Source organism: Stenotrophomonas indicatrix (assembly GCF_050573115.1).
In the GTDB taxonomy this organism is placed as follows: domain Bacteria; phylum Pseudomonadota; class Gammaproteobacteria; order Xanthomonadales; family Xanthomonadaceae; genus Stenotrophomonas; species Stenotrophomonas lactitubi_A.
Window position 1 is genome coordinate 169351 of the sequence record NZ_JBNYZT010000003.1, and the last position, 22099, is coordinate 191449.

Here is a 22099-nt window from a genome sequence, read left to right on the forward strand (position 1 = left end):
CTGCAGTTGCCGGCCAGCGGCCGGCATTACCACAGGTGGGTCAGTGACCCGATTCGACCTTGCGCCATTCCACGGCGGCACGATCCAGCACGCCGTTGACGTAGGTGTGGCCATGTTCGGAACCGAAGCGCTTGGCCGATTCGATGGCTTCGTTGATGACCACGCGGTACGGCACGTCCAGGCGGTAACGTAGTTCGTAACCGGCCAGGCGCAGCACGGCGCGTTCGATTGCGTCCACTTCGTCGATGCCACGGTCCAGGTACGGGCCGAAAGCTTCGTCGATGTCGCGACGGTTGTCGAGCACGCCATGCACCAGTGCTTCGAAGTACGCCAGGTCGGCGATTTCGCGTGCCTGCTCGTGGGCGAACTGGGCGATCAGCGACTGGCCGTTGCCGCCGGAGATCTGCCAGGCGTAGATGGCCTGCACGGCACGACGGCGCGCGCGCGAGCGCAGCACCGGATCGATGCCATCGCGGCGCACGGGTTTACCGGAGGGCTTGCCCTGGGTGTTCTTGTTCATGGCAGCTGCTCCAGAAGGTTGACCATTTCCAATGCGGCGAGTGCGACTTCCTCGCCCTTGTTGCCGTGGCTGCCGCCTGCGCGGGCCTCGGCATCTTCCACACGTTCCACGGCCAGCACGCCGTTCAGCACCGGCACGCCGAAGTCCAGCTGCACGCGCATCAGGCCTTCGGCACAGCGGTCGGCCACGTGTTCGTAGTGGCGGGTGTCGCCACGGATCACGCAGCCCAGGGTGAGGATGGCGGCGTGTTCGTGGGCGGCGGCCAGGCGCGCGGCAACCAAGGGCAGTTCCCAGGCACCCGGCACGCGGATCACGTCGATGCTGGCTTCGGCAATGCCGTTGCCGGCCAGGCTCTGGCGGGCGCCAGCAACCAGCACATCGGTGATGCGGGCGTTCCAGCGGCTGGCCAGGATGGCGAAGCGCGCCGATTCGGGAGTGCGAAGATCGCCTTCGTAGTGGCTCATATGCGGCTTGGGATTCGATTAAGGGGTAATTCTACCGTGGATGGGCCCCGGCCGTGGTTGGCGGGGGCCAGGGGGCGTGCCGACCAACGGTCGGTACCCACCAGCTGCAGTGGGTCGCCCCTTTGTGGGTGCCGACCGTTGGTCGGCACACCAAGCGGGTTACGGGGTGACCGTCTCCACCACTTCCAGGCCGTACCCGGCCAGGCCGATCTGGCGGCGCGGGGTGCCCAGCACGCGCAGCTTGCCCAGGCCCAGGTCGGACAGGATCTGCGCGCCTGCACCGTTGCGGCGCCACTGGCTCACGTCCTTGTCTTTGCCCGGGACCACCGGCGCCGGCTGCTGGCGCAGGCGGGCCAGCAGACCTTCGCTGTCGCGCGGGGCCGACAGCACCACCATCACGCCACTTCCTTCGGCATCGATGGCACGCAGGGCATCAGTCGCTGCCACGCCGAAGTCATCACGGCGCCAGTGCAGCAGATCGGCCAGCGGGTTTTCCACCTGCACACGCACCAGAGTCGGGGTGTCGGCATCCGGGGTGCCACGGACCAGGGCGAAATGCAGGTCGTGGGCGATGCGGTCGCGGTAGGTGACCAGCTTGAACGGACCGAATTCGGTCTCGATCTCGCGCTCATCGACGCGCTCGACGGTCTTTTCGGTGGCCAGGCGGTAGGCGATCAGATCGGCGATGGAACCCATCTTCAGGCCGTGCTCGCGGGCGAACACTTCCAGCTCCGGGCGGCGCGCCATGCTGCCGTCCGGGTTGAGGATCTCCACCAGCACGCCGGCCGGTTCCAGCCCGGCCAGCATGGCCAGGTCGACGCCGGCTTCGGTGTGGCCGGCGCGGGTCAGCACGCCACCGGGCTGGGCGATCAGCGGGAAGATGTGGCCCGGCTGGTGCAGGTCGGCCGGCTTGGCGTTGGGCTTCACCGCAGTGCGGATGGTGTGCGCGCGGTCGTGGGCGGAAATGCCGGTGGTGACGCCTTCCGCCGCTTCGATGCTGACGGTGAAGTTGGTCTGGAACTGCGCGGTATTGGCCTGCACCATCGGCGCCAGGCCGAGGTCGGCAGCACGGGTACGGGTCAACGGCAGGCACACCAGGCCGCGGCCATGGGTAACCATGAAGTTGATGTCGCTGGCCTTGACCAGCTCGGCCGCCATGATCAGGTCGCCTTCGTTCTCGCGGTCTTCGTCATCGACGATGACGACCATGCGGCCGAGGCGGATGTCTTCCAGGATGTCGGGGATGGGGGCGAAGTTCATGGTGCATCTCCCTGTGCGTGCTGACCGTTGGTCGGCACACTGATCAGCCGCTCGACATAACGAGCGACCAGGTCGATTTCAAGATTGACCGCGCTGCCCACGCCGGTGGCCGAGAACGCGGTATTGGCCACGGTGTGCGGGATCAGCGCGACTTCAAAGCCTTCGTCGTCCACTTCGTTGACGGTGAGGCTGACGCCGTCCACGCAGATCGAGCCCTTCTTGGCGATGTAGCGGCGCAGTGCGGCCGGCGCGGCGAAACGCCAACGCTGGGCACGGGCATCTTCGTGGATGGACAGCACCTGGCCGAGGCCGTCGACGTGGCCGCTGACCAGATGGCCGCCAAGGCGGTCGGTCGGGCGCATGGCACGTTCGAGGTTGATGACTGCGCCTTCGGCCAGCTGGCCCAGCGTGGTCAGGCCCAGGGTCTCGGTGGACGCATCGGCCTGGAAGCTGCCGGCGTCGAACGCGATGACGGTGAGGCAGACGCCGTTGATGGCGATGCTCTCGCCCATCTGCACGTTGTCGAACGGCAGGTTCCCGACATTGAAAGTGAAGCGGACATCGCCGCCGATGGATTCGCGAGCGGCCAGACGGCCGACGCCTTCGATGATTCCAGTAAACAAGTAACGTTCTCCGCGAAAAGTGAGCGAAAAACGCCGCAAGGCAAACAGGCGGGCGCAGGGCCGCAAAGGCCCTGTGGCACCGTCTTCTTTCATCCGGACTATGACCGTCGGCTCCGGCATTGGACCGGATCTGCTGACCCCCGACGGTAAGGCCGGGGCGCTCGCGGGCTCGTGCTTGCGCACCTACCGCCGGTGGGGAATTGCACCCCGCCCTGAAGACGTTTGTGTACCGGCGAACCGGCCCGCCAAGTGTAACAGCCCGGGCTGAACGGGGTCGGATGCCCCAGGGTCGGATCCCTTTCCGCAGGAAAGGGCTCTGACCCCGCCTGTCCTATTACTGGGGTCAGAGCCGTTTCCCGTGGGGAAACGGATCCGACCCCGTCGCACACCAGCTGTGACGGCCGTCGCTCGCATTTCGTAAAACTTTCATTAAAATCGGCGCTCGGACGACATGAGGTCGCCACGGACTGCCGCATAGGTGGACCGCCAATGGACTGATATTCACAGGAATTCCCATGCGCAAGATCCTGATCGTGGCCGCCATGCTGGCCGCCGCCCCGTTCTCGGCCTCGGCCGACGCCCTCAGCTACACCTACGTCGAAGGCGGCTGGACCCAGGTCAAGACCGACGACGACGTGTTCAACGATCCGAAGGTGGATGGCGGCTATGTGCGCGGTTCGATCGCGCTGGCCGAGCAGGTGCACGTGTTCGGCGGCTGGAACTACGGCAGCAAGTCGTACGACTACGACTACGGCTCGATGAAGCTGAAGTTGAACCAGCCGGAGCTGGGCATCGGTTACCACATGCCCTTCAGCGACCGCGTCGACTACACCGCCGACATCGCCTGGGTCCGCCAGCAGGCGGAGATCACCGTGAAGGACGTGGACTACGGCCGCTTCAGCGTGAAAGACCACACCAATCTGGTGCGCGCCACCATGGGCCTGCGTGGCAAGCCTTCGCGCATGACCGAAGCCTGGATCAAAGCCGGTTACATGGACGGCGGCAACGAGTTCAAGGGCACTTGGGTCGGCACCCTCGGCGGCCAGATCAACTTCACCCGTACCTGGGGTCTGGTCGGCGAAATCTCCGGCTACCGTGATGTCACCCAGTACTCGGTCGGTGTGCGCGCCAGCTTCTGATTGCCCGATCCTCGTCGTGTGATCGAACGGGCCCCGCAAGGGGCCCGTTTTTTGTTGGCCGCTGCGCGCAATGCGCTTGGCTGTCGCACGCCATCGAATGCCATGACAATTGCGCTAGGCTTGCCGCCCTCTGGAACAGGAACACCGTCATGAAGACCCCCATCCGCGGCCTGCTGGCCACCGCACTGCTGTGCGCCCCGTTGTTCGCTGCGGCTGCACCGGCGCAGCTGACGCCGGAACAGACCTTCGATCTGTATGCACGCGCGTTGCTGGAAGATGACGCCGCTGCCGCGCGCACGCTCAACGATGCATTGAAGCCGGCCTTCGACGGCCAGGACTCGGTAACGCCGGTGCCGGGCATGATGGCCCAGGCCCTGGCCGAGCCGTGGCAGACGGTGCTGGCCGTCGCTGGAGTGAAGGGTGATCCCGCAGCGGCTGAAGCGATGTACGCCAAGGCGCTGAAGGCCTCGCAGTGCCGTGCCACGCGCAGCACCGTGGAAGACAACGAGTACGTGGATGACCAGAAGATCGCCCGGGTTGATTTCAGCTGCCAGCTGGCCGACCTGGGCAGCGTACGCCCGCTGTTCACTGCCAGCTTGAGCGGCGATGACAAAGCCGCCCGCACGCGCTTCACCGAGGCGTATACCAAGGGCCTGCAGCGTGGCCCGCGCAAGACCGTGACCGGCACCCTCACCCTGTACACCGCCAAGGACAAGGGCTACTGGTACAGCAGCAACTTCGACGATCTGGTGGGCCCGGTACTGGGTGCGCTGGCGCCGTTCGAAGAGTGGCTGCAGGACGTCGAGGCCGCCAAGGCACCGAAGGTAACCGGCGTGCCGGCCTGCGACCTGCTGCTGCAGCAGCACCGCAGCTGCGTGGCGAAGATTGCCCCGGACCAGATCAGTGGTGTGGATGCGATGGCCGAAGAGTTGAAGGCCAAGACGCAGGTGATGTCGGCCGAGGAGATGACGCAGGAGTGCAAGTCGCTGCGTCCGATGGCCGAGATGATGTGGACCGATGCGTGCGCGTGAGGTCACTGCGCTGAAACGACTGGGGCTGGCAGCGCTGCTGCTCGCCCCCGTCGCTGCACTGGCGTCAGCACCTGCGCTGACGCCCGAGCAGGCATTCGACCTGTATGCACAGGTGATCGTGCACGGCGATGCAACGGCACAGGCAGCGCTGGCCCGTTACCTCGATACTGACAACGCACCTGCCTTCGCCGCAGCACTGGCAGCAGCAAGCCATATGGAAGAAGCGCCCGAACTGACTGATTGGCCGAAGGCTGCTGCAGCACTACGCAAGCGGCAGAAGTCAGTGCACTGCGCTATCGACAGCGTGCGCCATCCGCAGACCGACAGCGCCGACGTCGACTATCGATGCCACCTGCCCGACCTGTCGGCACTGCTGCCCGTGTATCGGCAGCATCGCGTACCGTTCAATGGGCCGCATCCGCCGCAGATGGCGAGGGAACTGGCGACGGCATATGCGCAGATGATTGCCGTGGCACCGGACCGGGAAAGGATCATCACGGTGTCGTTCAAGCGCGATGATGACGATGGCCCCTGGCGCGTACAGAACCCGACGCCGCTGATGAGCGGGCTGGCGGACGCGTTCCTGCCGTTCTTCGAATGGAACGAGCACCTGCCCGACGAGGCCGAATGATGCCGCGCCTGCTGTTTGTCCTGCTGTGGGTTGCTTCAGCGGCCTCTGCGCAGGCACCGGTGCCGACGCCGGAGCAGAGCTTCGATCTGTTCGCGCGGTTCACGCTGGAAGGTGACACCGACGCTGAGGCACAGGTGGCCGCCTTGACCGGCATGCCAGTGCGCACCGAGCGCTGGGAGGACGCGGTGGACCGGATGGTCGTTGGCGACACTCCGGCGGACGACGCGCGCACGCGCGCTGGCCGCGAACTCTCGCGCCAGGTGGCGCTGGCACTGCGGCAGACCCGCTGCCGCAGCACGGGCAGCGAACGCCAGGACAATGGCGATGTACAGATTGCCATCGTTGCTTATGCCTGCCAGGTCCCCGATTACGCGCAAGTGAAGGAGAGAAGGTCAGACGACGCGGCTCCCGAGCCGGGAGATGAGGATGGACTGGCAGGTGTCAACGAAGTGATCGCCCTGCTGCAACGCGCTCCCAAGCGCGTCCACACTGGAAGCGTGACCTTGGCACGCGGCGACGAGAACGATGTCTGGGCACCGCAGGACCTGCCACCGCTGCACCAGTGGATCCAGCTACTGCTGGCGTTGCCCGAATAGTCGCAGCACCTGCCTGCGGTAGCGCCGGGCGGGGCCCGGCGGATGCTTTCGGGCCGCGTGGGCGGCGCGCGATTCGCACCACGCGAACCGCGGGAATTTCAGACAAGTTGTATGGATCTGCAAGCGCAGGTCCCTGATCCTCGGGGGCTTCCTGGATTGCACAGGCCACGCCATGTTGAAACCCGTCTTCATCCTTCTGCTCGGAGCGCCGCTCGCAGCCACTGCAGCACAACCTGCTGCGCTTTCACTGGAAGACACCTTCGACGCCTATGTGCAGGTCATCCTCCACGGCAACGAGGCGTCCAAGGAAGCGCTACGCAAGCGCAACCTCCTGCTGGAGATCAACGACGGCACTGATGTGATCGTCGATACCCTCGATGTGCTTCAACTGCCCAAGGCCGCTTTCAAAGGTACGGCAATGGAGCCGGTTTCCCGCGCTCTGGAGATGCGGCGGAAGACCCTGTCCTGCACCATCACCAACATCACCAGGGAGACGGTGCATTCGACGCCGCAGGCCAAGGTGGCGTATCGATGTGCCTTCCCCGACCTCTCCGGCTTCTTCGCGACCTATCGAAACGCGCAGAAGCGACGCGCCGTCGTTGGTGACGATCCTGAAGACGCCAAGGCCCTCTTCGTCGAGTTCGCCAACGCCCTGCGCGACGCGCCGGATCGGTCACATGAGGGCAGCGCGGTATTCCTCAAGATGCCAGACAACGGTCCTTGGTTGAGCAGCAACCTGCCGCAACTGGGTATGACATTGCTGCAGCAGGCACTCCCCTTCGACACGTGGAATACGCGTATCGAAGCGGAGTCCGTGCCCACGGTCACCGGCATTCCCACCTGCGACCTGATGATGGCCGCGAAGCTGAGGTTCTTTGACCGGCACCACCCCCAGAGCCCCTTCCTGAGCAACGGCATGCTGCAAAGCAATCTGCTCAAGCGTGTGGAGGGAATGAGCGACGAGGAGGCAACGCGCGACTGCCGCATGGTCCATGAGCGCAACCGCGCGCTGTGGAACAGGGAGAAGACCGACTGATGCGGCGATCGGTCGTGATCAGGCATCTTGTGATGCTGCTGCTGGGCCTGCCACTCTGGGCCGTAGCCTCGGAGCCTGCCGATCTATCGCCGCAGGCCGAATACACGCTGCAGGCGCGGGTACTGCTGCACGACGATGCCGGGGCCCGGCAGATACTGCGCGATCGGGGAGAAGGATACGAGCCTGCCGTCGCGCTGGAGTGGCAGCTGCTTGTGGACGATGTGCCCGCAGCACTCTCCCGGCAGGGAGCCGCTGCACCTTCGCCGGCAGCCACGCATGCCTTCGTGCAGGCACTGGCGTTGCGACTGCCCAGGGTCAACTGCGCTGCCGAGGCGTTCGTGCCGTTGGGATCGCCGCAGATCGGCCTGTACCAGCTGGTCTGCCAGCATCCCGACGTTGAACCGCTGCGGAAGGAGTATCTGGCGTTACGGGCTGCGCCTGAAGCCGGGCGCCAGGCGCGCATCGATGCGCTCTTCCTGCGCTGGGCGGCAACGCTGCGCGACGCACCCGACGTGCCGCATTGCAGTCGGGTCACCGGGTGGCACCAGGCCCGTCATGCGTTCGCCCATGCCGAGCGCGTGCATCAGCTCTACCAGACCATCCTGTGGCGATTGCTGCCGGTCGATTTGTGGCTCGATGAACCGCTGCTGCCGCAGGAAGACGAGCTGTGTGATGACGTTTGAAGTCCGCCCGGCATACTCCTGCACCACCGACGTCCGTTATGCCCGCAGCAGCAACCGGAGATCCTCGCCCACCTGGCGCTGGTCGACCACGCGCAGCCGACGCTGCTGGTCCATCGCTTCGATGCCGAGGCCAGCCAACAGTGGACGGCCGCTGTCGCCCAGCAGCGTCGGTGCCTGGTAGAGCAGCAGCTCATCCACCCAGCCACCGCGCAGCAGTGCACCCGCCAGCGTCGCGCCGGCTTCGGTATGCACTTCGTTGATGCCGCGCTCGGCGAGCAGTGCCAGCACCGCGCCCAGGTCAAGCCGGCCGTGACGCACCGCGACGCTGGCAAATGCCGCATCGGCGGCGTCGGGCGGGCTGACCATCGCATCGTGCAGGTACAGCGTCGGTGCTCCACCTTCGCGCACGCGGCTGCATTCCAGCGAACGCAGGCGCGAATCCAGTACCACGCGCAGCGGTGGCATCACCTCGGTGTCGGTAAGGCGCACGGTCAGCATCGGATCGTCGGCGAGCACGGTGTCGGCGCCGGTGAGGATCGCGCCGGCACGAGCGCGCCAGTGCTGCACGTCCTCGCGCGCAGCGGGGCCGGTGATCCACTTCGAGCTGCCGTCGGCCATCGCGGTACGTCCATCCAGGCTGGCGGCGAGCTTCACCCGCAGCCACGGACGACCGCGCTCCACGCGCGACAGAAAGCCCTTGTTGAGTTCGCGCGCCTGCGCGGCCATCAAGCCCTCGTCGACCTCGATGCCGGCTTCGCGCAGCAGGTCGAAACCCCCGCCATCGACTTTCGGGAACGGGTCGCGCATCGCCGCGACCACGCGCGACACGCCCGCCTCGATCAGCGCCAACGCGCACGGCGGCGTGCGCCCGTAATGCGCGCAGGGCTCCAGGGTGACGTAGGCGGTGGCACCACGCGCTTCGGCGCCGGCCTCGCGCAGGGCGAAGACTTCGGCATGCGGACCACCGGCACGCTGGTGCCAGCCCTGCCCGACCACGCGCTCGCCATGGGCGATCACGCAGCCGACCATCGGGTTGGGGCGGGTGGTGTAGGCGGCACGCTCGGCCAGACGCAGTGCGGTGGCCATGTGCAGGTGGTCGAGGACGGAGAACGATGTGCTCATGCCGCCATGTTACCCCTGTGGGTAGAGCCGAGCCCACGCTCGGCTGCAGCTACCGGCGCCAACCAAGGTTGGCAGCTACCCAGGCAAGGGCCGTCAGCCCTTCTTCTTCTTGGTCAGGGCGATCACATCGCCCAGCAGCTGCAGCTGTTCGGTGCTCGACGGCAGATCACGTTCGAGCTTCTCGATCTCCTCGCGGAAATCGGCCACGTCTTCGAAGCTGCGGTAGACCGAAGCGAAACGCACGTAACCAACATGGTCGAGCTTGCGCAGTTCGTTCATCACGAACTCGCCAACCTTGATCGAGGGCACTTCGCGTTCGCCGCTGATGCGCAGCTGATGCACCACCGCGCGTACCGCGGCTTCAATCTTCTCTTCGGGCACCGCACGCTTCTGCAGCGCGCGGTCGAAGCCGGCGCGGACCTTGCGGGCATCGAAGGCTTCGCGGGTGCCATCGCTCTTGACGATGGCCGGCAGCTTCAGTTCGACGGTTTCCAGGGTACTGAAGCGTTCGCTGCACGCCTCACACTCACGCCGACGACGAATCGTCGCGCCGTCTTCGGAGACGCGCGAGTCGATGACCCGTGTATCGGCATGCTGGCAGAAGGGGCAATGCATTGAACGCCTGGCTCAGGAAAATACCTGCTGCCACGGTCGTGGCAGCGTCGCAACGGTACCTGAGAAGGGGCCAAGCAGCAAACTCCGTTTTTCTTCACTCGCGCCCGCTGGCTTTCGACAGCCATCGGAAGTGGCAGGCGAGGCTGATCCAAGGAGCCCCCCAACCGATTGCCAGTATCAGCAGTATCGGATCCACTCCAAAACTTGAAACTGTTATCACCGATGCGGACACAGCCTGAGCAGCTGACACTAGAAACAGCGTCCCCAGCACTGGCGCGGCGGGCTTCAATCCATCCGGTCCGCGCATCTGCCACGTGTTTGCGAGCTGGAAAACAAGCGGGATCGCCGTCACAGAGAGCAGACCCCACATCGCAAGCAATGCAAGAAGTGCGCTGTTGTCACCGCCGTGCGCCCATACCCATAGGAACAGCAGCGAACCCAACAGGCCAGCCAACGCGCAGGGAATGGAGAAAAGAAGGCTGTGGAGAAGCAGGTAGAGGCCGTGTCGGCGGCGCGAGGATTGCATCGGGGGCTCCTTCCAGTAGGTCGGAAGACCCTAGTCCTGACACCTGCGGCACACCATGCAATTTCTCTGAAACTTCCAACCGCCAGTCACACAGCGTCGGTCGCACCCCGCCGCAGCCAGCCCAGGTGCGCCGCTGGCACCAGCAGTGGCACGCCCAGCACCAGATACCCCAGCACCTGCCAGGGGCTGCCGGCAAACAAGCTGAAAAGCACCACACCGACCACGGCGAGTGCGGCGATGGCGCCAAGCACCAGCCCGATCCATGGCAGCGCGGGTGAATGCCGCAGGCCATCGCGCCCCCGCCGCAGGTAGCGGATGCTGAGCCACAGCCACGCCAGCAACCCGGCAACACCCGCCATCGACCACAGGAACAGCACGGCACCTTCGTCGCCGCGCATCAGTCCATGGCGGGTCAGGAAGGTGTAGATGCCGAACCCGGCGACGCCACCACCGGCCACCAGTGCAGGCAGCCCCAGCAGCAGGCATTGGGCGATATACAGGCGTTTGTGCAGACGCTCATCCATGCGTTCGAATCTCCTTGCAGGTCGCTCGCTTCATGCGCGCGGTCGCAGCCACAAGAGCATGGCGGCCGGAACCAGCAGCGAAGGCCCCATCAGCAGCAGACCAAATCCTTCATTGCCGTGGGTGATGCCCAGCCACAGCCCCATGACCAACAGTGGCAGCGCGGCGAGCATGCCAAGCAGCAGCGCGCCCCACTGCACCCGGCTGCGGGTGCGCAGTGCGCTGCGTCCTCCAAACACGTAGCCGCAGCTGAGGTCGAGCCAGGCGAGGCAACCGGCCAGGCCGGCCAACCCCCACACCAGCATCAAGGCCTGGCTGGGCAGTTCGACGGTGCCGTCGGCAAGTGAAAGCACGCTTCCCGCCATGCCGATCACTGCCATCGCGCCACCGAACAGCACGCTGGGTGCGCCCAACACGGCTGCCAGCACTGCGTACAGGTATTTGCGGCGGCGCTCATCCATGCGCGGGTTTCCTTGCGTGGTCTGGATGGGGTCAGAGCCCTTCCCTGCGGGAAGGGATCCGACCCCACTCCCCCGATCAACCGTAGACCGGGTACTTGCGGCACTGCGCGCTGACGGCATCGCGCACGCGGGCGATGACGGCGTCATCGGCCGGCGCGTCAAGCACGTCGGCTATCCAGTTGGCCAGGTCCACGCAGTCCTGTTCCACATAACCACGCGTGGTCACCGCCGGGGTACCCAGGCGCAGGCCCGAGGTGACGAACGGCGAACGCGGGTCGTTCGGCACCGAGTTCTTGTTGACGGTGATGTGGGCCTTGCCCAGCGCGGCTTCCGCGTCCTTGCCGGACACGTCCTTGCCGATCATGTCCACCAGCATCAGGTGGTTCTGGGTACCGCCGGAGACGATCTTGTAGCCGCGCGCGATCAGCGTGTTGGCCATCGCCTGCGCGTTCTTCACTACCTGCTGCTGGTAGGTCTTGAAGCCCGGCTCCAGCGCTTCCTTGAAGGCCACGGCCTTGCCGGCGATGACGTGCATCAACGGACCGCCCTGGATGCCCGGGAACACGATCGACTGCAGCTTCTTGACCAGGTCTTCGTTGGCGCCCTTGGCGACAATGATGCCGCCGCGCGGACCGCGCAGGGTCTTGTGGGTGGTCGAGGTGACCACGTGGGCATGTTCCAGCGGGCTCGGGTAGACGCCAGCAGCAACCAGACCGGCGACGTGCGCCATGTCCACGAACAGGTAGGCACCGACCTTGTCGGCGATGGCGCGGAAGCGCGCCCAGTCGATCACCTGCGAGTAGGCCGAGAAGCCGGCAACGACCATCTTCGGCTTGTGCTCCAAGGCCAGGCGCTCGACTTCGTCGTAATCGATCAGGCCCTGGTCGTTCACACCGTACTGCACGGCGTTGAACAGCTTGCCCGAGGCATTGACCTTGGCGCCGTGGGTGAGGTGGCCGCCGTGGGCCAGGCTCATGCCGAGGATGGTGTCGCCCGGCTGCAGCAGCGCGAAGTACACGGCCTGGTTGGCCTGCGAGCCGCTGTGCGGCTGCACGTTGGCATAGTCCGCGTCGAACAGCTGCTTGAGGCGGTCGATCGCCAGCTGCTCGGCGATGTCCACGTATTCGCAGCCACCGTAGTAGCGCTTGCCCGGGTAGCCTTCGGCGTACTTGTTGGTCAGCTGGCTGCCTTGGGCTTCCATCACCGCCGGGCTGGTGTAGTTCTCGCTGGCGATCAGCTCGACGTGGTCTTCCTGGCGCTGGGTCTCAGCGGCGATGGCCTTGGCCAGTTCGGGATCGTAGGTTTCGATGCGGACGTCACGCGGGAACATCGGGTACTCCAGCAGGCGGGGAAAGGGGTACGACTCAGCCCTTGATTGTAGCCCCGCCCCGGCCTGGCGGGGCCGAAAAGCGCGGGGCCGGATTCGACGAACGAATCCGGCCCCGTATGGTTTCGAGTGGCGTTGTGGGGCCAGAGCCCTGTCCTGCGGAAAGGGATCCGACCCCGGCGCTGCATCAACGGTTGTTGATGATGTAGTCGGCGATGATGCCGGTTGCCACGGCCACCAGCAGCATGTTGCCGCGGTCATCGCGGATCCAGTGGTGGCCGTACGGCGGGCGGCGCAGCTGGTAACGCGGGTAGTCGTTCACCACGTAGATCGGGCCGCGGTAGTAGTCGCGGTAGCGGTGGCCGCGCTGCCAGCCATAGCCATAGCCGGGCCGGTAGCCCGGGCTGTAGACAACGCGCGGTGGCGGCGGTGCCGGGCGGTAATAGCCGTGGTCGTAACGACGGTCGTGACGGTAATCGCGGCGCGCCTCGCGTCGGTCACGTTCCCAGTCGCGGCGGTCGTGACGCCATTCCCGGCGGTCCTCGCGCCACTCACGGCGGTCGTGGTCGCGGCCACGGTGGTCGTTGTCGGCGAAGGCCGGGGCGATGGCACCCAGCGCCAGTACGGAGGCCACGGCGCCGGCCATGAGTCGATGGAGTTGCATGGGAGACCTCTGCTGGGTGGGTGGTGATCCCATCTTGCGCATACGATCTGAACGGTTTCCGGCTGGAAACGCTTCCCGCAGCGGGACTGTGACGGGGTATTCAGGCCGCGGCCAGCCCCGGACGCTCCGGCCAGCGCGGGCCGGAAGCGGTTCCGGCTATAATTGGGGGTATTCAATTCAATCTGTGCCCGCTGCCGCAACGGGAAGTTCCCCGTGACGGACCGGGCGCAGGGTCGCGCCTACGGAGACCTCATGTCCTCGCAATACATCTACACCATGAACCGCGTGTCCAAGGTGGTCCCGCCCAAGCGGCAGATCATCAAGGACATCTCGCTGTCCTTCTTCCCGGGCGCGAAGATCGGCCTGCTGGGCCTGAACGGCGCCGGCAAGTCCACTGTGCTGAAGATCATGGCCGGCGTGGATACCGATTTCGAAGGCGAGGCCCGCCCGCAGCCCGGCATCAAGGTCGGTTACCTGGCGCAGGAACCGGAGCTGGACCCGACCAAGACCGTGCGTGAAGCGGTGGAGGAAGGCGTGGGCGAAGTGCTGCAGGCGCAGTCCGCACTGGACGCCGTGTACGCCGCCTATGCCGAGGAAGGCGCTGATTTCGACGCGCTGGCCAAGGAACAGGAGCGCCTGGAGGCGATCCTCGCCGCCGGTGACGCGCACACCCTGGAAAACCAGCTGGACGTGGCCGCCGACGCGCTGCGCCTGCCGCCGTGGGAGGCCATCGTCGGCAAGCTGTCCGGTGGTGAAAAGCGCCGCGTGGCGCTGTGCCGCCTGCTGCTGCAGAAGCCGGACATGCTGCTGCTCGATGAACCGACCAACCACCTCGACGCCGAGTCGGTGGAATGGCTGGAACAGTTCCTGGCGCGCTACACCGGCACCGTCGTGGCGGTCACCCATGATCGCTACTTCCTGGACAACGCCGCCGAGTGGATCCTGGAACTGGACCGCGGCCGCGGCATTCCGTGGAAGGGCAACTACACCGACTGGCTGACCCAGAAGGACGAGCGCCTGAAGCAGGAAGACAACCAGGAGAAGTCCCGCCAGAAGGCCATCCAGAAGGAGCTGGAGTGGTCGCGCCAGAACGCCAAGGGCGGCCGCACCAAGGGCAAGGCCCGTCTGGCCCGCCTGGAAGAGCTGCAGTCGGTCGATTACCAGAAGCGCAACGAGACCAATGAAATCTTCATCCCGCCGGGCGAGCGCCTGGGCCAGGCGGTGATGGAATTCAAGAACGTCTCCAAGAAGTTCGGTGACCGCCTGCTGTTCGACAACCTGAACTTCCTGGTGCCCTCGGGCGCCATCGTCGGCATCATCGGCCCCAACGGTGCCGGTAAGTCGACCCTGTTCAAGATGATCACCGGCAAGGAAAAGCCGGACACCGGCGAGATCGTGGTCGGCCCGACCGTGCAGCTGTCCTATGTCGACCAGAGCCGTGACGCGCTGGAAGGCAACCACAGCGTGTTCCAGGAAATTGCTGGCGGCCTGGACATCCTCAACATCAACGGCATCGAGATCCAGTCGCGCGCCTACATCGGCCGCTTCAACTTCAAGGGCCAGGACCAGCAGAAGATGGTCGGTTCGCTGTCCGGTGGTGAGCGTGGCCGCCTGCACATGGCCAAGACCCTGCTGCAGGGCGGCAACGTGCTGCTGCTCGATGAACCGTCCAACGATCTGGACATCGAAACCCTGCGTGCGCTGGAAGATGCGCTGCTGGAGTTCCCGGGCAACACCTTCGTCATTTCGCATGACCGCTGGTTCCTGGATCGCATCGCGACCCACATCCTGGCGTTCGAAGGCGATTCGCACGTGGAGTTCTTCCAGGGCAACTACCGCGAGTACGAAGAAGACAAGCGCCGCCGCATGGGCGACGACGCTGCGCCGAAGCGCCTGCGCTTCAAGGCACTGAAGTAAGGAACAACGAAAGGCCGCGCTCGCGCGGCCTTTCGCCTTTCAGGGGCCGCAATCGATTTTTGTTGACGCTTTTGACCCTTTCGCGCCGCGCTTCAACACCCCTCGGCTGAACGCCGCAGGTGTAAAGCAGTATTGATGCCTTGTCGCACACGGCAACGTCTGCACTTTGCAACTCGTTGTATGTTTCCGGCCCAACGCTTCGGTTTTCCTACGCACCCGATTCACCCCAACGTAGGAAACACCATGAAAGCACTGATCTCGACCACGGCGGCACTGCTGCTGTCCGGTACCGCCGCCGCCGCGCCGGCGAACTGGGAAGGCATCCATCTGGGCGCACAAGCCACCCATGGCGAAGGCGACAGCCAGGACCGCAGCAATGCCAATGCCTCTGAAAAGAGCATGCGTGGCTTTGCCGGCGGGCTGCAGGTCGGCCGCAACTGGCAGTTCGACAACAATGTCGTTGCCGGGATCGAAGGCGCCCTGTCCTTCGGCAACATCAACCAGGAGTGGAAGGACCGCGACAACCATCAGCACAGCCCTTACTACGGCAAGGATGCGGTGACCCGTTCGGGCGCGGTCAACCTGACCCTGGGTTACGCCGCGGGCCAGTGGCTGCCGTACGTCAGCGCCGGTGTGACCGTGGCCCGCCAGGAGTTTTCGCTGGGTTGCGACAAATCCCTGGTGGAGGCCACCAACGGCTGCCGCGTCGCCGAATTCGAAACCCGTGCGTCACATGTGTCCACTGGCGGCAACGTCGGCGCAGGCGTGCTGTACCGCTTCAGCGACCAGCTCTCGGCGGGTGCCGAGTACCGCTACACCCACCTGGGCTCCAGCCCCGTTTACCTGGAAGACCCCAACTACCCGGCTGCGGCGCGACGCAGCTTCCATACCAACTACAGCAGCGTTACGCTGAAGTTGAACTACCACTTCTAACCGCCTGGCGACGCATCCGCAGGCCCTTTGGGCGGCAGGGCGCGCAGGTACGAGAGATCTGCGATGTCCCTGTTCGAACGCCTGTTCCAGCTGCAGCAGCACGGCACCACCGTGCGCACCGAACTGCTGGCCGGTGTCACCACCTTCCTGACGATGTCCTACATCGTCTTCGTCAATCCCGAGATTCTCGGTACCACCGGCATGGATGCAGGTGCGGTGTTCGTGGCCACCTGCCTGGCCGCAGCGCTTGGCTCGGTGGTGATGGCACTGGCAGCCAACTTCCCGGTGGGCATGGCGCCGGGCATGGGCTTGAATGCGTTCTTCGCCTTCACCGTGGTCGGTGCTGCCGGCCTGCCCTGGCAGCAGGCGCTGGCGGCGGTGTTCATTTCCGGCCTGGTGTTCCTGGTGCTGTCGCTGACCGGCGTGCGCGCGTGGCTGGTATCGGGCATTCCGGCGTCATTGCGGTCGGCCATCGTGGCCGGCATCGGCCTGTTCCTGGCGATCATCGCGCTGCAGAAATCCGGCGTGATCATCGGCAACGAGGACACGCTGGTCGCGCTGGGCCCGCTCAATACCGCACCGCCGTTGCTGGCACTGGGCGGCTTCCTGCTGATCGCGATCCTGGAAGCGCGGCGTGTGCGCGGCGCGATCCTGATCGGCATCCTGGCGGTGACCGCGTCCGGCTGGGCGTTGGGCGATCTGCAGTACCACGGGCTGGTGTCGTTGCCGCCGAGCCTGGCACCGACCTTCCTGCAGCTGGACCTGCCCGGCCTGCTGCACCACAACGGCGGCGCACCGATTGCGGTGTTGCTGCAGGTGGTGCTGGTGTTCGTGCTGGTGGAAGTGTTCGATGCCACCGGCACGCTGTATGGCGTGGTCGGCCGTGCCGGCCTGCTGAAACTGCCGGGCGCACAGAAGCGATTCGGGCGCGCGCTGCTGGCCGACAGCACGGCGATTGTGGCCGGCTCGCTGCTGGGCACCAGCAGCACCACCGCCTTCGCCGAAAGCGCCTCTGGCGTGCAGGTGGGCGGCCGCACCGGCTTGACCGCACTGGTGGTGGCCGCGCTGTTCCTGGCCGCACTCTTGTTCTCGCCACTGGCTGCAATGGTGCCCGGCTATGCCACCGCGCCGGCACTGCTGTTCGTAGCCGGCTTGATGCTGCGCGAACTGGTGGAAGTGGACTGGAGCGACCTGACCGAGTCGGTGCCTGCGGCCTTGTGCGCGCTGGCGATGCCGTTCACCTATTCCATCGCCAATGGTCTGGCCTTCGGCTTCATTGCCTATGCCGCGCTGAAGGCCGGCACCGGCCGCTGGCGCGAGGTGCATCCGGCGGTGTGGCTGGTGGCGGTGCTGTTCGTGCTGCGCTACGCGCTGGAGTAAGCCGGCGGGCGCATGTTCATCGTGCGTGGCCCGGTTCACCCGTTGCGAACGGTGCTCTGGGATGATGACCGCATGTCCACGCTCCCTCTGCCTCCCGATCCGTCTTCACCGCTGCGCCGGCGCCTGCTGCGTGCTGCCCTGTTGGCGCCCGTTGCGGCGGCGTTGACCACCCTGCCCGGCTGTTCGCTGCCGGAGCAGGTGGACGGCACCTTCCTGCAGCCGTGGCGCAGCCACCTGCAGTGGCGCATGGCCGATTGGCAACGCTCGCTGCAGCTGGCACGCAGACTCGGCTGCAGGCAGCTGGTGCTGCAGTGGACCGGCATTGTCGGCGGCGCCGAGGGTGATTGGCAGCTGCCCGACACCAGCGTGCGCATGCTGTTCACCGCGGCCTCCGAAGCCGGCATCGCGATTCGCGTTGGCCTGCCCTTCCAGCAACGCTGGTGGCAGGCCATCGGCGGCGACGATGCCGCACTGCAGGCCTTCTTCACCGACAGCCTGACGCAGGCCCGTACGTGGCTGGCACAAGCCCCGTGGTCGCGCCTGCAGGCATTCAATGGCTGGTACATCCCCTACGAACTGGAGCAGTACCACTGGGCCGACCCGGCGCGTCAGCAATGGCTGGCGCAGTGGCTGCACGGCATCTCCCAGGCGGCGCTCGATCGCGGTGGCGGCTGCGCGATTTCCTGCTATTTCAGCCGCCTGCAGACCCATGGCGACCTGGTGACCTTGTGGGATGCCGTCCTCGCGCAGGCATCGGTAAGACCCATGGTGCAGGACGGCGTGGGTGTTGCCGGCGCCGGCAACGTGCAACAGCTGCAGCCGCTGCTGCAGCACCTGCGCACGCGTGGCGTTGCCTTCGATGCCATCGTCGAGCTGTTCCGCGAGCTGCCCGGCGAGAACAACGACGGCACCCAGTTCAAGGGCGAAACCGCTGATGCCGCACGTATCGAGCGGCAGCTGGCGTGGGCACGCGACAGCGGCGCCGAGCACGTGCTGGTGTACGCGCTGGACCCTTGGCTGTCGCAGGACACACCGGAAGCGGCGGCATTGCGCAAACGCTGGGGAATCTGACCCCTTCTGTGGGCGTTACAGCGTGCGGCCGATGATGTCGCGCAGGATCTCGCTGGTGCCACCGAAAATCCGTAGTGCGCGCGCGTCGGCCCAGGCGCGGCCAATTCCATATTCGCTGCTGTATCCGTAGCCACCGTGCAGCTGCAGCAGGTCGTCCAGCACCTGCCCTTGGATTTCGGTAGCGTTGAGCTTGGCTATCGCCGCACGGGTCGGGTCCAACTGCCCGCTGATCTGCTCGCCCAAGCATTGGTCGAGGAAGCTGCGCAGCATCGCCAGCTGTGCCGTGGCCGAGGCCAGCACGAAGCGGGTGTTCTGGTGGTCGATCAGCAGCCGGCCGAACGCCTTGCGCTGTCGAACGTAGGCGACCGTCGCAGCCAGCATGCCTTCGGCCGAGGCTGCCGCGCGCAATGCGATGGCCAGGCGCTCGGCCGCCAGGTGTTCTTCCAGATAACCGAAACCCTTCCGTTCTTCGCCCAGCAGGTGATCGGCCGGCAGGAACACGTCCTCGAAGAACAGTTCGGTGGTGTCCTGCGCATGCTGGCCGATCTTGGCCATCGGTGCGCCACGGCTGACACCCGCAGCGGCCAGGTCCACGCAGAACAAGGTCAGGCCTCCGGCACCGAGTTCCGGGGCAACGGTGGCCACCACCACCGCGACGTCGGCATTGCTGCCGTTGGTGATCCAGGTCTTCTGCCCGTTCAGTCGATATCCGCCATCCACCGTGTCGGCGCGGGTGCGGACCGTCTTCAGGTCACTGCCGGCATTGGGCTCGGTCATCGCGATCGCGCCGATCGCTTCACCCTGCGCCATCTTCGGCAACCAGGCATCGCGCACGGCGGGCGTGGCGTACTGCATCAGATAGGGCGCGACCATGTCCGAGTGGATCGAGAAACCGATGCCAAGATGGTTGGCACGTGCCAGTTCCTCGATCACGCAGGCGGCGTGGCCGTAGTCGCCGCCCATGCCGTACGGCTCGGGCAACTGGCAGTTGAGCAGCCCGGCCTCGCCCGCCGCGCGCCACAGCGCACGTGGTGTGATGCCATCGCGCTCCCACTGCGCGTACCCGGGCGCAATCTGCGCATCGATGAAGCGACGGACCTGCTCGCGGAACAGTGCGTGGTCCTCGCGGAATACCGGCCGGTCTGCCATCGGATCAGCGGCCCACCGCGTCGGTGCCACTGAGCTGGCCCTGCAGCACCGGTGCGTTGGCGGTGCCGGTCAGGAACAGGCTGTAGTGATCGCCAGGCTGCAGCGCAGGCAGTTCGACTGCAGCACTGTCCTTGCCGCCGCAGCCTGCCACCAACCGCGCCTTGACCGGATTGATGCCACGCGCGGCACTGCGGCCTGCGGCGACCGCCGGGAACACGACTGCGCCCTTGTCGGCCATTGCCAGCTTGCCCTGTGCGCAATTGCCGGCGAGGTTATAGAAACGGATTTCGGCCTTGAGCGCGTCACTGCTGCCACCGCCGTCTTCCAGCACGTTGAGGGGTTTGGCCGCTGCGCTCGCATCCAGCACCAGGGTGGTGAAGCTGCCAGCGGCCACCGCCGGCTGCGTGCGGGCCTTGCCGGCGACGCGTACGCTGAACGGCTTGCCGCCTTCAACGATCGCATAACGGGTGGCGCGTGTTGCCGGCCCGACGTTCTGGTCGGCGCCATTGGCGATACCAGCCTTGAGCACCGTGCTGCCCGGGTTGAGCACACGCACGAAGGCAGAACCAGCCGGCGGGCGCGCGGCGTACAACTGGGCCAGGCGCCCTTCCGGTGCACCTTGGGCGAAGCCTGCACACGGCGACAGCAGCAGCGCGGTGGCGACCAACGATTTCAGGACAGCATTCATGCGGGTTTCTCCGTCGTGCGGAGCGTGCGCGCCAAGATCTGGTAGCGCTGCTCCAGTTGCTTGCGATCCACCTTGTTGCTGATCGTCTGCGGCAGCGCATCGACGGCGAACAGCTCGGAAGGAATCATATAGGGCGGCATGTAACGTTCGAGCTGGCCCTTCCAATCGGCCAGTTCCGCAGGCGGGCGCTGCAGCGGGCCGGTCTGTGGCTGCGTGGTTTCAACAAAGCCGATCATCCGCACCAGGCTGCCATCGGGCCGCCGCAGTACCACGGCGGCTCCAGCGACCACGCCAGGCAGACGGGCCAGGCCGACGTCGACCTCGGCCAGTTCAATGCGGTAGCCATTGAGCTTGATCTGGTCGTCGCGGCGGCCACGGAAGTAGAACCGGCCCTGCGCGTCGACATCACCCAGATCACCGCTGCGGTACGCACGTTTGCCGTTGTGTTCGAACAGCACGCCGGCATCCAGGTCGGGACGCTCCAGGTAACCACGCATCACATGGTCGCCGGCCATGCAGATCTCGCCGTCATCGAGGAATACCTCGGCATAGGGCTTGCCGATGCCGATCGGGAACGGGTTGGGTGCCGCCGCACGCAGGGCCGGATCGATTTCCACCCACGTAGTGGAACAGGTCGCTTCGGTCGGCCCGTAGGAATTGATGATGCGCACCTGCGGGAAGCGCGCCCACAGTTCATCAGCCACGCGCGGCGTGAGTGATTCGGCACCGAACACGAACACCTTCAGGTCGGGCAGGTGCGCAGCGTCGAAACGCGGATTGAGCATCTGCTGGCGCACGAACGAGGGCGTGGATGCCCATACGGCCACGTGCGAGTCCCGCAGATGATCGACGAACTGTTCGCTGCTGGCGATCACCTCGCGCGGGCACAGCACGCAGCAGCCGCCCAGGCCCAGTGCTCCACACAGATCGAACAGCGAGAAGTCGAAGCTGAAGAGCATCTGGTTCATGAACGCCGGCGCCGGGCCGAGCGTCAGGCAGTCGCGGATCCAGCCGGTGAACAGAGCGACGCTGTCGCGACCGATCTGCACGCCCTTGGGGTCGCCGGTACTGCCGGAGGTGAACATGATGTAGGCCAGGTCCGGCACCGCCAACGCTCGCGGCGCGTCGGCACCGGGCAGGAACGTGTCGGCTGCAGCATCGTAGACCGCACGCGCGTGCACCAGCATGGTGATGCGCTGCAAGCGTGCTGGCGGGTTGATGGTGTCCACCGGCACATAGGTCACGCCCAGGCAGAGGCAGCCGAGCATGGCCACCACGAAGGCCGATTCCTTGTGTCCGGAGATCACCAACGCATCGCCCTGCCCCAGGCCAGCAGCACGCGCACGATCGATCCACTGCTGGGTGGCGCGATGCAGCCCGGCCCAATCAAGTACGCCATCGGCCGCATGCAGGGCGGGCGCCTGCGTGGCGACATCCAGGTCGGCGAAACGGCATTGGTCGAAATCGAAGTACATCGCGCTACCTCCGGTGCCCGCGGGCGATCAGCTGGGGCGGTGCTCGGCCACGTAGTCGGCCAGCACCTGCACCGAATCAACCAGGGCGTCGATTTCATCCACCGGCAGGGTGACGCCCAGACGGTCCTTGACCTCGACCATCAGCTGCACTTTGGACATCGAATCGAAGAACGATTCCATGTACTCGTCCGGCTGCACGCGGGTACCAATCACCGCCTCGACGATATCGATGAGCTGGTTCTGGATTGTCTGCTTGTCCATGTTGG

General features: G+C 65.7%; 25 protein-coding genes and 1 riboswitch. Of the genes, 10 read left to right on the top strand and 15 right to left on the bottom strand.

From position 1 onward, the window contains the following. Nucleotides 1-40: 40 nt before the first annotated feature. The 4 genes from nusB to ACQ5SA_RS09625 all read right to left on the bottom strand — a co-directional run bounded on the left by nusB (nt 41) and on the right by ACQ5SA_RS09625 (nt 2867). Nucleotides 41-520, bottom strand: a complete 480-nt coding sequence (nusB, locus tag ACQ5SA_RS09610) for a transcription antitermination factor NusB (protein ID WP_025876637.1) — start codon at nt 518-520, stop codon at nt 41-43. Further along, nucleotides 517-984 carry a 6,7-dimethyl-8-ribityllumazine synthase gene (gene ribH / locus ACQ5SA_RS09615; RefSeq protein WP_089238735.1) on the bottom strand — a complete coding sequence of 156 codons (468 nt, stop codon included), beginning with the start codon at nt 982-984 and terminating at the stop codon, nt 517-519. Before ribH ends, nusB begins: the two co-directional genes overlap by 4 nt. Before the next feature lie 159 nt (nt 985-1143). Continuing rightward, entirely contained in the window at nt 1144-2244 is a 1101-nt protein-coding gene (ribB, locus tag ACQ5SA_RS09620; protein ID WP_499314093.1) for a 3,4-dihydroxy-2-butanone-4-phosphate synthase, read from the bottom strand. Then, nucleotides 2241-2867: a riboflavin synthase gene (locus tag ACQ5SA_RS09625; RefSeq protein ID WP_499314094.1), complete on the bottom strand. Its 627-nt coding sequence runs from the start codon at nt 2865-2867 to the stop codon at nt 2241-2243. Before ACQ5SA_RS09625 ends, ribB begins: the two co-directional genes overlap by 4 nt. Nucleotides 2868-2944: 77 nt before the next feature. Then, nucleotides 2945-3091: riboswitch (FMN riboswitch) on the bottom strand. Nucleotides 3092-3382: 291 nt separating this feature from the next. Between ACQ5SA_RS09625 and ACQ5SA_RS09630 the strand changes: the two genes are divergently transcribed. From ACQ5SA_RS09630 to ACQ5SA_RS09655, 6 genes are all read left to right on the top strand, one after another. Beyond that, complete coding sequence (locus ACQ5SA_RS09630) at nt 3383-4006, top strand: outer membrane beta-barrel protein (protein WP_499314095.1); 624 nt, start codon at nt 3383-3385, stop codon at nt 4004-4006. A gap of 149 nt (nt 4007-4155) precedes the next feature. Next, a complete protein-coding gene (locus tag ACQ5SA_RS09635; RefSeq protein WP_499314096.1) occupies nt 4156-5037 on the top strand; it encodes a hypothetical protein in 882 nt (293 codons plus the stop codon). Next, complete coding sequence (locus tag ACQ5SA_RS09640) at nt 5024-5668, top strand: hypothetical protein (protein ID WP_353100592.1); 645 nt, start codon at nt 5024-5026, stop codon at nt 5666-5668. Before ACQ5SA_RS09635 ends, ACQ5SA_RS09640 begins: the two co-directional genes overlap by 14 nt. Beyond that, nucleotides 5668-6264, top strand: coding sequence for a hypothetical protein (locus tag ACQ5SA_RS09645; protein WP_353100590.1), 597 nt, complete (start codon nt 5668-5670; stop codon nt 6262-6264). The genes ACQ5SA_RS09640 and ACQ5SA_RS09645 overlap by 1 nt, the downstream gene beginning before the upstream one ends. Nucleotides 6265-6436: 172 nt before the next feature. Continuing rightward, a complete protein-coding gene (locus ACQ5SA_RS09650) occupies nt 6437-7300 on the top strand; it encodes a hypothetical protein (RefSeq protein WP_499314097.1) in 864 nt (287 codons plus the stop codon). Between the two features lie 32 nt (nt 7301-7332). Further along, nucleotides 7333-7983 (top strand): hypothetical protein, encoded by a 651-nt coding sequence (locus ACQ5SA_RS09655; RefSeq protein ID WP_499314098.1) that lies wholly within the window; start codon nt 7333-7335, stop codon nt 7981-7983. Between the two features lie 36 nt (nt 7984-8019). Here ACQ5SA_RS09655 and ribD read toward each other — a convergent pair whose 3' ends face one another. From ribD to ACQ5SA_RS09690, 7 genes are all read right to left on the bottom strand, one after another. Further along, nucleotides 8020-9105 (bottom strand): bifunctional diaminohydroxyphosphoribosylaminopyrimidine deaminase/5-amino-6-(5-phosphoribosylamino)uracil reductase RibD, encoded by a 1086-nt coding sequence (gene ribD, locus ACQ5SA_RS09660; RefSeq protein ID WP_353100584.1) that lies wholly within the window; start codon nt 9103-9105, stop codon nt 8020-8022. A gap of 93 nt (nt 9106-9198) precedes the next feature. After that, nucleotides 9199-9720, bottom strand: coding sequence for a transcriptional regulator NrdR (nrdR, locus tag ACQ5SA_RS09665; protein ID WP_089238721.1), 522 nt, complete (start codon nt 9718-9720; stop codon nt 9199-9201). A gap of 94 nt (nt 9721-9814) precedes the next feature. Then, on the bottom strand, nt 9815-10246 hold the full coding sequence (locus tag ACQ5SA_RS09670; RefSeq protein ID WP_099841897.1) for a hypothetical protein: 432 nt from the start codon (nt 10244-10246) through the stop codon (nt 9815-9817). 86 nt (nt 10247-10332) lie between these two features. Further along, complete coding sequence (locus tag ACQ5SA_RS09675; protein WP_353100582.1) at nt 10333-10770, bottom strand: hypothetical protein; 438 nt, start codon at nt 10768-10770, stop codon at nt 10333-10335. A 30-nt stretch (nt 10771-10800) separates the two neighbouring features. Then, a complete protein-coding gene (locus ACQ5SA_RS09680) occupies nt 10801-11229 on the bottom strand; it encodes a hypothetical protein (protein ID WP_353100581.1) in 429 nt (142 codons plus the stop codon). 76 nt (nt 11230-11305) lie between these two features. Next, nucleotides 11306-12559, bottom strand: coding sequence for a serine hydroxymethyltransferase (glyA, locus tag ACQ5SA_RS09685; RefSeq protein WP_499314099.1), 1254 nt, complete (start codon nt 12557-12559; stop codon nt 11306-11308). 184 nt (nt 12560-12743) lie between these two features. Beyond that, nucleotides 12744-13220 carry an RcnB family protein gene (locus tag ACQ5SA_RS09690; RefSeq protein WP_099820331.1) on the bottom strand — a complete coding sequence of 159 codons (477 nt, stop codon included), beginning with the start codon at nt 13218-13220 and terminating at the stop codon, nt 12744-12746. A gap of 252 nt (nt 13221-13472) precedes the next feature. Here ACQ5SA_RS09690 and ettA point away from each other — a divergent pair, with 252 nt between their 5' ends. The 4 genes from ettA (at nt 13473) to ACQ5SA_RS09710 (ending at nt 18521) form a co-directional block, all read left to right on the top strand. Beyond that, nucleotides 13473-15137, top strand: coding sequence for an energy-dependent translational throttle protein EttA (gene ettA, locus ACQ5SA_RS09695; RefSeq protein ID WP_100551534.1), 1665 nt, complete (start codon nt 13473-13475; stop codon nt 15135-15137). A 243-nt stretch (nt 15138-15380) separates the two neighbouring features. After that, the gene (locus tag ACQ5SA_RS09700) at nt 15381-16070 is read left to right on the top strand and encodes an outer membrane protein (RefSeq protein WP_353100575.1); all 690 of its coding nucleotides are present in this window, start codon (nt 15381-15383) and stop codon (nt 16068-16070) included. A gap of 63 nt (nt 16071-16133) precedes the next feature. Beyond that, a complete protein-coding gene (locus tag ACQ5SA_RS09705) occupies nt 16134-17450 on the top strand; it encodes an NCS2 family permease (protein WP_499314100.1) in 1317 nt (438 codons plus the stop codon). Nucleotides 17451-17522: 72 nt separating this feature from the next. Continuing rightward, nucleotides 17523-18521, top strand: a complete 999-nt coding sequence (locus tag ACQ5SA_RS09710; RefSeq protein ID WP_353100324.1) for a DUF4434 domain-containing protein — start codon at nt 17523-17525, stop codon at nt 18519-18521. 15 nt (nt 18522-18536) lie between these two features. Here the strand turns inward: ACQ5SA_RS09710 and ACQ5SA_RS09715 are convergent, their stop codons facing one another. Genes ACQ5SA_RS09715 through ACQ5SA_RS09730 form a run of 4 tightly spaced genes read right to left on the bottom strand, consistent with a single transcriptional unit; the run spans nt 18537 to nt 22094 of the window. Next, nucleotides 18537-19670, bottom strand: a complete 1134-nt coding sequence (locus tag ACQ5SA_RS09715; protein WP_353100322.1) for an acyl-CoA dehydrogenase family protein — start codon at nt 19668-19670, stop codon at nt 18537-18539. 4 nt (nt 19671-19674) lie between these two features. Beyond that, entirely contained in the window at nt 19675-20358 is a 684-nt protein-coding gene (locus ACQ5SA_RS09720) for an alginate O-acetyltransferase AlgF (protein WP_353100320.1), read from the bottom strand. Continuing rightward, complete coding sequence (locus tag ACQ5SA_RS09725; protein ID WP_353100318.1) at nt 20355-21833, bottom strand: AMP-binding protein; 1479 nt, start codon at nt 21831-21833, stop codon at nt 20355-20357. Before ACQ5SA_RS09725 ends, ACQ5SA_RS09720 begins: the two co-directional genes overlap by 4 nt. Before the next feature lie 27 nt (nt 21834-21860). Continuing rightward, a complete protein-coding gene (locus ACQ5SA_RS09730) occupies nt 21861-22094 on the bottom strand; it encodes an acyl carrier protein (protein ID WP_032978935.1) in 234 nt (77 codons plus the stop codon). Between the last annotated feature and the right edge of the window lie 5 nt (nt 22095-22099).

Bases quoted from the DNA above. Each gene is read 5' to 3' on its own strand.
- ACQ5SA_RS09730 (WP_032978935.1), bottom strand. From the start codon at position 22,094: ATGGACAAGCAGACAATCCAGAACCAGCTCATCGATATCGTCGAGGCG.
- ACQ5SA_RS09630 (WP_499314095.1), top strand. From the start codon at position 3,383: ATGCGCAAGATCCTGATCGTGGCCGCCATGCTGGCCGCCGCCCCGTTC.
- ettA (WP_100551534.1), top strand. From the start codon at position 13,473: ATGTCCTCGCAATACATCTACACCATGAACCGCGTGTCCAAGGTGGTC.
- ACQ5SA_RS09705 (WP_499314100.1), top strand. From the start codon at position 16,134: ATGTCCCTGTTCGAACGCCTGTTCCAGCTGCAGCAGCACGGCACCACC.
- ACQ5SA_RS09650 (WP_499314097.1), top strand. From the start codon at position 6,437: ATGTTGAAACCCGTCTTCATCCTTCTGCTCGGAGCGCCGCTCGCAGCC.
- ACQ5SA_RS09715 (WP_353100322.1), bottom strand. From the start codon at position 19,670: ATGGCAGACCGGCCGGTATTCCGCGAGGACCACGCACTGTTCCGCGAG.
- nrdR (WP_089238721.1), bottom strand. From the start codon at position 9,720: ATGCATTGCCCCTTCTGCCAGCATGCCGATACACGGGTCATCGACTCG.
- ACQ5SA_RS09725 (WP_353100318.1), bottom strand. From the start codon at position 21,833: ATGTACTTCGATTTCGACCAATGCCGTTTCGCCGACCTGGATGTCGCC.
- ACQ5SA_RS09680 (WP_353100581.1), bottom strand. From the start codon at position 11,229: ATGGATGAGCGCCGCCGCAAATACCTGTACGCAGTGCTGGCAGCCGTG.
- glyA (WP_499314099.1), bottom strand. From the start codon at position 12,559: ATGTTCCCGCGTGACGTCCGCATCGAAACCTACGATCCCGAACTGGCC.
- ribB (WP_499314093.1), bottom strand. From the start codon at position 2,244: ATGAACTTCGCCCCCATCCCCGACATCCTGGAAGACATCCGCCTCGGC.
- ACQ5SA_RS09640 (WP_353100592.1), top strand. From the start codon at position 5,024: ATGCGTGCGCGTGAGGTCACTGCGCTGAAACGACTGGGGCTGGCAGCG.
- ribD (WP_353100584.1), bottom strand. From the start codon at position 9,105: ATGAGCACATCGTTCTCCGTCCTCGACCACCTGCACATGGCCACCGCA.
- ACQ5SA_RS09675 (WP_353100582.1), bottom strand. From the start codon at position 10,770: ATGGATGAGCGTCTGCACAAACGCCTGTATATCGCCCAATGCCTGCTG.
- ACQ5SA_RS09635 (WP_499314096.1), top strand. From the start codon at position 4,156: ATGAAGACCCCCATCCGCGGCCTGCTGGCCACCGCACTGCTGTGCGCC.
- ACQ5SA_RS09645 (WP_353100590.1), top strand. From the start codon at position 5,668: ATGCCGCGCCTGCTGTTTGTCCTGCTGTGGGTTGCTTCAGCGGCCTCT.
- nusB (WP_025876637.1), bottom strand. From the start codon at position 520: ATGAACAAGAACACCCAGGGCAAGCCCTCCGGTAAACCCGTGCGCCGC.
- ACQ5SA_RS09655 (WP_499314098.1), top strand. From the start codon at position 7,333: ATGCTGCTGCTGGGCCTGCCACTCTGGGCCGTAGCCTCGGAGCCTGCC.
- ACQ5SA_RS09670 (WP_099841897.1), bottom strand. From the start codon at position 10,246: ATGCAATCCTCGCGCCGCCGACACGGCCTCTACCTGCTTCTCCACAGC.
- ACQ5SA_RS09720 (WP_353100320.1), bottom strand. From the start codon at position 20,358: ATGAATGCTGTCCTGAAATCGTTGGTCGCCACCGCGCTGCTGCTGTCG.
- ribH (WP_089238735.1), bottom strand. From the start codon at position 984: ATGAGCCACTACGAAGGCGATCTTCGCACTCCCGAATCGGCGCGCTTC.
- ACQ5SA_RS09690 (WP_099820331.1), bottom strand. From the start codon at position 13,220: ATGCAACTCCATCGACTCATGGCCGGCGCCGTGGCCTCCGTACTGGCG.
- ACQ5SA_RS09710 (WP_353100324.1), top strand. From the start codon at position 17,523: ATGTCCACGCTCCCTCTGCCTCCCGATCCGTCTTCACCGCTGCGCCGG.
- ACQ5SA_RS09700 (WP_353100575.1), top strand. From the start codon at position 15,381: ATGAAAGCACTGATCTCGACCACGGCGGCACTGCTGCTGTCCGGTACC.